Annotated in this window: 6 protein-coding genes and 1 tRNA gene; 6 read left to right on the top strand and 1 reads right to left on the bottom strand. The window is 35.3% G+C overall.

From position 1 onward, the window contains the following. From HN894_07570 to HN894_07560, 3 genes are all read left to right on the top strand, one after another. The coding region (locus tag HN894_07570) for a hypothetical protein (GenBank protein ID MBT7143183.1) at positions 1–713 on the top strand (713 nt) is incomplete at its 5' end. 136 nt (positions 714–849) lie between these two features. Next, positions 850–922 (top strand) — tRNA-Met (locus tag HN894_07565). Between the two features lie 76 nt (positions 923–998). Beyond that, positions 999–2,012, top strand: a complete 1,014-nt coding sequence (locus HN894_07560) for an NAD-dependent epimerase/dehydratase family protein (GenBank protein ID MBT7143182.1) — start codon at positions 999–1,001, stop codon at positions 2,010–2,012. On the opposite strand, the gene HN894_07555 is transcribed toward HN894_07560, so the two are convergent. Beyond that, positions 2,009–4,669 (bottom strand): T9SS type A sorting domain-containing protein, encoded by a 2,661-nt coding sequence (locus tag HN894_07555; GenBank protein ID MBT7143181.1) that lies wholly within the window; start codon positions 4,667–4,669, stop codon positions 2,009–2,011. The genes HN894_07560 and HN894_07555 overlap by 4 nt on opposite strands. Positions 4,670–5,021: 352 nt before the next feature. Between HN894_07555 and HN894_07550 the strand changes: the two genes are divergently transcribed. Genes HN894_07550 through HN894_07540 form a run of 3 tightly spaced genes read left to right on the top strand, consistent with a single transcriptional unit; the run spans position 5,022 to position 8,113 of the window. After that, a complete protein-coding gene (locus HN894_07550) occupies positions 5,022–6,821 on the top strand; it encodes a hypothetical protein (GenBank protein MBT7143180.1) in 1,800 nt (599 codons plus the stop codon). A gap of 25 nt (positions 6,822–6,846) precedes the next feature. Then, the gene (locus HN894_07545) at positions 6,847–7,551 is read left to right on the top strand and encodes a 2Fe-2S iron-sulfur cluster binding domain-containing protein (GenBank protein MBT7143179.1); all 705 of its coding nucleotides are present in this window, start codon (positions 6,847–6,849) and stop codon (positions 7,549–7,551) included. 13 nt (positions 7,552–7,564) lie between these two features. Further along, positions 7,565–8,113, top strand: coding sequence for an NADP oxidoreductase (locus HN894_07540; GenBank protein MBT7143178.1), 549 nt, complete (start codon positions 7,565–7,567; stop codon positions 8,111–8,113). Positions 8,114–8,122: the final 9 nt, after the last annotated feature.

The raw sequence follows: 8,122 nt of genomic DNA, 5'->3' as shown, positions 1-8,122 counted from the left end.
CAGAAATAAATCTTGGAAACGATACTACAATAGGATTTTCTCAAATTTATACAATCGATGCCGGAGCAGGATTTATTTCATATTTGTGGAGCAATGGTGAAACAAATCAGACAATTTCATTGGATAGTTCCATAATGAATGCTGGAGCAAACTACTTTTCAGTAATTGTTACAGACTCAAATTATTGCAATACAACTGATTCGATAATTATTTATATGATTGAAAACCAAGCAATAAATATGCAATTCGGTTGGAATATTATTTCTACTTATATCGACCCATTTCAGGCTAACATCGATAGTGTTATGAACTATTTATATCCTGAAATAATTATTGTAAAAAATACAATCGGAATGACTTATTGGCCATTTTATAATATAAATTATATTGGAGATATGATAATTGGTGAAGGCTATCAGGTAAAAATGAATTCACCACAAACATTATTTGTTTACGGAAATGCAGTAACCCCAGAACTCACACCCATTACAATTCCTCAAAATTGGAGTTTTATCGGATATTTGCGACAGTCATCATCATCGATAGAAACTATGTTAGCACCAATAGTAAACGAAATTGTAATAGTAAAAAACGGAGATGGACTAATTTTTTGGCCTATTTATAGCATAAATAATATTGGCGATATGATTCCGGGCGAAGGCTATCAAATAAAAACTGTCAATTCTGTAATTTTGACTTATCCTACGAATTGACTATGAATTATTTTTGCTGATATTGAGAAAAGAAGATTTATGAAATTTGCATAAAACTTTAAAAATCATTTTTGTTTTTAATTAAATAATATTACTTTTGCAGCGAAATTATTGAAAAAAGATACTGAAAATATATTGCGAGGTGGAGCAGTTGGTAGCTCGTTGGGCTCATAACCCAAAGGTCACAGGTTCGAGTCCTGTCCTCGCTACTACAAAAAGCCCTTAATCTTCTGAAGATAAGGGCTTTTGTTTTTTTCAATAGATTGTTTTTGTAATATAAATTTGATGGTATTTGTTACTGGTGGTACAGGATTTCTTGGAGCACATTTGCTTTATCATATAATCTCTAAAGGTGAACAAGTTCGTGCTTTGAAACGAAAAAATTCAAATCTTGACGAAGTCAAAAGGGTATTTTCGTATCATAATAAAGAAAATGAGACAGATTTATTTGCAAAAATTGAATGGCTTGAAGGCGATTTATTAGATTATAATAGCATTCTGGAATGTCTTGATGGAATAAGATACGTGTATCATGCCGGAGCGATTGTTTCTTTCCAGTCTGACGATAAATCAAAAATGATAATAAATAATGTTCAGGGTACTTCAAATATAGTGAACGCCAGCCTCGAAACCGGAGTTAAGAAATTTTGCCATGTTAGCTCTATCGCAGCCCTCGGATCAGCAGAACCCGGAGAATTAATAGATGAAAAATCGGAAAGAAAATCGGTTAGTAAAAATGCCGGATATTCAATTAGCAAATTTCATTCAGAGCTGGAGGTGTGGCGTGGAATTGCAGAAGGTTTGAATGCAGTAATTGTAAATCCATCAATAATTTTAGGAAGCGGATTTTGGGAAAAAGGAAGTTCAAAAATATTTCATAAAGTAAGTGATGGATTAAAATTCTTTACGAAAGGAATAAGCGGATATGTTGATGTTCACGATGTTTGCGAAATTATGATAAGATTGATGAAGAGTGAAATCTCAGGCGAACGATTTTGTTTAAATTCCGAAAATTTGTCTTTCGAATCTATTTTGAAAAAAATTGCCGGTAAGTTAAAAAAAGAACCGCCAAACATTTACGCAAACCCTTTTTTGACCGAAATAGCGTGGAGACTTGAATTTCTTAAAAAACTAATATTCAATAAAACTCCGATTATTTCACGCCAGTCGGCAAAATCTGCACATTCAAAAAAATACTTTTCAAATAAAAAAATTATTGAATTATTAGACTATAATTTCATTCCAATTGATAATACTATCAAAGAAATTTGCAAGAATTATCGAATGACTGAAAGTTAAAGAATAATCAGTTTTTTCATTGAAAATAGCGACTGGTTTTCAGTAGAAACTCGCACAAAATATATTCCTGCATTTAAGTTTCCCCTTTCGAATTTGACATTTCGTTGTTCAATTTTTTGTTTTTTTACAAGCTCACCTGAATTATTAAAAACTTCAATTAAGCTGTATTTGTTTTCTGGCGTAACTATATAGCAAAAATCGGAAAACGGATTTGGAAATATTTCAATATCAGAATTAAAAGAATTAACTTCATTTTTTGTAGAAGGATTATTGTCGATAGAAATATAGTAATCATTCGAATTGTTATTGTCCCAAGTGTCATTATCATAATGAATTACAAATGCAATTTGCTCGGCAATTTGCATAGGATTATCGAAAGGTCCTATTGTAATTGACAAAAGATTGTTTGCATCGGGTCCAGAAAATGGCGATTCGAGAGCTGGCCCGGAACCATTAAATAAATCAGAATTTAGTGTATAATATTCAGAAATCGGACTATCCCAGTCTCCATTGGCTTGATAAATTCCCCAGTGTAGCTTTGCTCCAATGCTGGCATCGCTAACAAATATTGTTATAGAATCGTTCAAATCAGGATTGCTTGGCTCCCAATAAACACCAGTTTGGGACGATCCTCCGGAATATGAACCAACATAAACATGCTGAATAGGGCTTTTTGTGATATTGCCGTCAAGATCGGTAGCTTCAACATAATAATCAATCAATGTATCGCTAAAACCTGATATTTCAGCATAATATTCCTTAGCAATATAATTAGGTAAGATGAAAAAATCTATTTCGGAACTGCCTGTAATATTTCCAGTTGGGAAAACTCTTTCCGACATTGAAATTGTGCTCCATGAACTTACATCAGAGCCTCCTGCATAAGTTTCATTTTCGTTGTTGCTCAATGGATTTTGTCCATCGAAATCTACTCTGTATTTTAATTCAATTATTTGAATTCCGCTAACATCATAGGCAAATGTCCAAACATGAAAATCGGAAGAATTCTGATGTTGCTGATAATCATAAATTGGTCCATAACCGGTTCCGCCCGGATTGTATGGAAAACGCTGCGGAATAAAAACTGTAGGGGCTGTATTGTCGGTTCCTGAGTTGGCATTTATCACAATGTCTGCGTATGAAGTTGCATTGTTGCATGCTAGCGTTTGTTTCACTTCCATGTCGAGCGATGAACCATAATACATATATCCACTGGTGTAAGCTGGTAGCATAAAATGCCACGCCAGCTCAGCATTGTTCGAAGATGCGGAAGGATTCACAATATCAGCAATATCTACCGATGAAGTCAAATCTTCTGCCATTTGAATACGATTTTCAGCAGCCACCAAAACTGCCCAATTTCTGGCATCTTCAGTCCAACCATTCGGATCGAATTGCTTATTTGAATTATACATTGGCCACAACCAATTAATAAATTGTGGATGCCCCCAATCGTTTGCTGCATTTACCCACGAACCATCTTCAACATGAACAATATCGTTTGCCGGAACAGGAAAATCTGTTAGAAATTGTTCAATTGTTGTGGGAATGTAGCCTTGCGAAGAAGCTGTACTGGCAAAGCCCGGAACCGAATTTGCATAATAATCATAGCCTCCTCCCCAGGCATTGTCGCCATCGTGAGCCATTAACACAATACAAGGCTGCGAGGAATTATTGTGAGGTGCAATATGGCTATCTATGTCGCCGGTTCCCATTAGGGAAAATCCATTTTGGTAGCTTAGCAAATCTGCCATTGGAACAACTGTAATGATTGATTCTGAGCCTGTTTCCGGATCAACATATTTTGCTTTGTGAGCCTGATAGCAATAAGGTGCAGCAAAAGTTCCTCCTCGGCCGTCAATTTGTCCATTCCACCAGTTTGTTCCATTTTGGGGAATAATATCTGCTTTGTTTGGTGGGCTATAATTACAACCGGATGTTCCAAATTGTAGGGGGTAATCTTGCAAAGTACGGGCAAGATGACTATTGGCAATTATCGACCATTCAAATCCTTCCAAAACTAATACTTTAATTATTCTTTCGCTAAACGAACATTCGGCTGGCCAATATCCTTTCGAGTAGTTTGGCGATGTTCCAAAAGTTTGATTATAAATATATCTGTGAGCCTGAATTTGCTTACGTAAACAGTTTTCGCTCAGAAGCGGCGAAATTGCGTGGTGCATTGTAAATCCTACAATATCCATTCGTGGCTTTCCGCCAGATGTTGTCCATCCTCTTGCAGTTTGGAAATTTGATTCCCATCCTGAAGAATATCCCCATTGGTTGTTTTGAGCAAGACTATTAATGTTCTCAATTAGACAACCGGAATAGTTTACCTGAGCTCCGCCATCAGTAAAACTCAACAAAGATAGAACGGCATCTTTAGCTCTATATTGATAAACTGCAACACGGTCGGCTTTACTGAAAATGTCGTTTAAATCGTTTAAAGGATGAGCCTGCCCATCGGAATATATATTTCCTCCGCTGGTTTTTAAATAATCAGATTCCCAAACTGTTTGATAGTGGTACTGATTTGTTATGCTTTGCTCTGGCCAATAATTGGGCTGCTGCAAATGCCACAAATAAGTAGTATGAACCTGAGGGAAAGCAAAAGTGATATTAATGATAAAAACAAATAGGAAGCAGTATTTTTTCATAATCTAAATTCAATTTTTATAATTAGCCTAAAGGTAAAATTAATAAATTATAAGAAAACCTACTATTTCTGAGGTGGTTTTTAAGAAAGCGACAAGAACAAGGCTTGTGAAGTGTTTAATAACAGGAGTTTACTTTTGTAAATGACTTTTATTAAACACGAGCATAACGAAGTTATTGACGTTTTCTTAAACCCACTAATTATTTTAAGCTGACTAAAATCATATGTGAGAAAAATCAATTAGTGTAAATTTGACGATTTGAATTTTTATGTATTTGATAATTTGGTAATTAGATAAACTATAAAGACAGGAATAGAAAATAATAGTTAAATTTTGAAATAAATAACAATTTATGAACACTAAAGTAGAAGCAATTGTTGAAAAATTCGGGAAAGATAAAACTCGATTAATGGATATTCTTTTAGATATTCAGGCAGAGTTTGGTTTTATTTCTGACGAAGCTGTTTCGCAAATAAGCGGAATGATCGGAATTTCCCAAGTAGATGTAGAACAAACTATATCATTCTATCACTTCTTCTCCAAAAAGCCTGTTGGGAAATATGCAATCTATCTTAATGATAGTGTTGTTGCCAATATGATGGGAAGAGAAAAAGTGAAGGAAGCATTTGAAAATGAAGTTGGTTGCAAGTTTGGCGAAGTAAGTAGCGATAATCAAATTGGTTTATTCGATACATCTTGTATTGGAATGAACGATCAGGAACCTGCTGCAATTATCAACAACGTCATTTTTACACGACTAACTCCTTTCAGAGTGAAAGAAATAGTTGCCGATATTAAAGCCGGCAAAAATGCGAAGGATATTTTGGTTGAAGGTTATGGAGGAGGAAAAAACAGTTCCGACCTTCTTAAATCTGTGGTTAATAACAACATAAGGAAGAAAGGAATTGTTCTGGAAGATAATTACACTCAAGGAAAAGTTCTTAAAGAAGCTCTTTCAAAAATGAGTCCTCAAGAAGTTATTGGCGAGATTACAAACTCAAATCTACGTGGCCGAGGTGGTGCGGGTTTCCCAACAGGAATGAAATGGGATTTCTGTAGAAAATCGTCTGGCGACCAAAGATTTGTTATATGTAATGCCGATGAAGGCGAGCCAGGAACTTTCAAAGATCGTGTGATTTTGACAGAAAAACCCGAGTTGGTTTTTGAAGGAATGGCAATAGCCGGATATGCGATAGGAGCGAATTTAGGTATTTTATATTTACGATACGAATACAAATATCTTCAAAGCTATCTTGAAACTATTCTAAAAAATGCTCGAGAAAACAATTATCTTGGAAAAGGTATTGCTGGAATTGAAGGATTCGATTTTGATATCAGAATTCAATTTGGTGCCGGAGCTTATGTTTGCGGAGAAGAATCTGCATTAATTGAGTCTATAGAAGGAAAACGTGGTGAACCAAGAGACCGTCCGCCATTCCCTGTAGAAAAAGGATACCTTGATTTACCAACCGTAGTTAACAATGTTGAAACACTATGTTCTGCAGTAAAAGTTCTGACAAATGGTGCAGACTGGTACAAATCGATGGGAATTAATCATTCTAGCGGAACAAAGATTTTGAGTATTTCCGGTGATTGTAAATTCCCTGGCATTTATGAGGTAGAATGGGGATTTAAAATTAGTGACGTGCTTGATATGGCCGGTGCTGAAAATGTGCAAGCAGTTCAGGTTGGTGGTCCTTCTGGAACTTTAGTTGGTCCCAACGAATTCAGCCGAACTTTAAGCTATTCAGATATAGCTACCGGAGGAGCAATGATTATTATTGGCAACAACCGAGAAATCCTCGAAGAAGTTGTTCTGAATTTCATCGATTTCTTTATTGAAGAATCATGTGGCTCTTGCTCAACTTGTAGAAACGTACCTGTGGTTTCGAGAAAGAAACTAATGAAAATTATCAAAGGACGAGGTATTCCACAAGATATTGAAGATTTGAAAGCATGGGGCGAAATTGTAAAAGTTAGTCGTTGTGGTTTAGGACAGACAAGTATGAATCCAATTTTAACCAGCATTAAGAATCTTTTACATATATATACTGAAAAAGTTCAGGACGAAAAAGAATACGATTCATGCTTCAATATGAGTGCAGCCGTAAAAGATTCGTGTGAGGTAGTAGATAGAACACCTATAATTTAAAACAAAATATTTAAACTTTAAATAGATGAGCACACAAGTAAAATTTAAATTAGACGGGAAACTTTATACTGCCGAAAATGGCACCTATATAGTTGAAGCTGCCCGTCAAAACGGAATATATATTCCCACATTATGTAATGTAGTAGGAATAAAGCCAAGGGGTTCATGCCGAATTTGCACAGTAAAAGTCAATGGCAGATTTATGTCGTCTTGTACCACACCTCTTGCCGACGGAATGGAGATAGAAAATGATATTCCCGAAATTCAAGATATTAGAAAATCGATAGTTGAATTACTATTCGTTGAAGGAAATCACTTTTGCCCATCATGCGAAAAAAGTGGAAATTGCGAGCTTCAGGCATTAGCCTATCGCTTTAATATGATGGTTCCACGTTTCCCCTATGTTTTCCCAGTGAAAGAGGTAGAAGCAGAAAATCCAAAAATTGTAAAAGACCAAAATCGCTGCATCTTATGCAAACGATGTGTTAGAACAATCAAAGATGAAAATGGCAGAAGCCTATTTGCATACAACAAAAGAGGACATAATGTTAAAGTCGTTTTAGACCATGAAATTGGAGCAAATATATCAGATGAATTAGCTCAGGAAGCAATGGACATTTGTCCTGTAGGTTCGATTCTTGTTAAAGAAAAAGGTTATGATACGCCAATAGGGCAACGTAAATACGATAAAATCCCAATTGGAAGTGAAATTGAAAATTTAAAAGAATAAGGAGATATAAAAAATGAGTAAACCAATAGTAGCAACAACATCCTTAGCAGGATGTTTCGGATGTCATATGTCTATTTTAGATATCGATGAAAGAATATTAAAACTAATTGAACTCGTGGAATTTAATAAATCCCCAGTGGACGATATTAAAACTTTTACAAAACAATGCGATATTGGAATTATTGAAGGCGGTTGCTGCAATAGCGAAAATGTTCATGTTCTAAAAGATTTCAGAAAAAATTGTAAAATTCTTATTTCGCTTGGAGAATGTGCAATTATGGGTGGACTCCCTGCCCTTAGAAATGGAATTCCTATAAAAGAATGTTTCCACGAAGCATATTTAGACGGGCCAACAGTCGATGATAATCCGGATAAGATTATTCCAAATGACGAAGAATTGCCAATGATTTTAGATAAAGTTTATCCTTGCCACGAAATAGTAAAAATAGATTACTATTTGCCAGGATGCCCTCCCAGAGCCGATTTAATTTGGGAAGCACTCGTAGCTCTAGTTACAGGCAATGAACTTAATTTACCTTATGAAGTTGTTAAATTTGACTAAAAAAGAAAA

This window comes from Bacteroidota bacterium (genome assembly GCA_018692315.1).
Taxonomy (GTDB): Bacteria; Bacteroidota; Bacteroidia; order Bacteroidales; family JABHKC01; genus JABHKC01.
Note: the sequence above shows the minus strand (reverse complement) of the source record. Positions and strands in the feature narration are given on the sequence as shown.